Origin of the sequence: Pseudomonas reactans (assembly GCF_013387025.1) — a bacterium.
GTDB lineage: Bacteria > Pseudomonadota > Gammaproteobacteria > Pseudomonadales > Pseudomonadaceae > Aquipseudomonas > Aquipseudomonas reactans.
In genome coordinates this window covers 1-366 of the sequence record NZ_JACAQP010000202.1, presented here as the reverse complement: position 1 = coordinate 366, position 366 = coordinate 1, and the positions used below count along the sequence as shown (strand labels likewise).

Genomic DNA, 366 nt, shown 5'->3' with positions numbered 1-366 from the left:
CAAATGGTCTTGTTCTTATTAATTGGGTTTAGTTGACTAATGATATCAGACCAGCTATCAGTGGAGAAGGAGAGATTCATGACATGATGGAGGTCATGCCAAACCAAAGAAGTGAAAGAACATTCAAAGAAGAGATGGGAAAGGGAATCCGGACAGTCCCCGCAGAACGCACAAATGAGATTGGAATTAGTGTCCCAAATTTTGATTTTATCATGAGTCTTAAGACGATCTTTAAGAGCAACCCAAAGAATGAAAGCATGTCTGGGTATATTCTGGGAGAACCAAACCAGATGATACCAATAGACAGGCTGATCACATGGGCGTATAGATTCCCAAACCAAACGTACAGAAAAAGGGGAGAGAGGT

At 41.3% G+C, this 366-nt stretch carries 1 protein-coding gene; it reads left to right on the top strand.

What is annotated here, in order from left to right:
• Positions 1-83: 83 nt before the first annotated feature.
• A partial coding sequence (locus tag HX793_RS32355) for a hypothetical protein (protein ID WP_218646233.1) occupies positions 84-366 on the top strand: 283 nt, incomplete at its 3' end.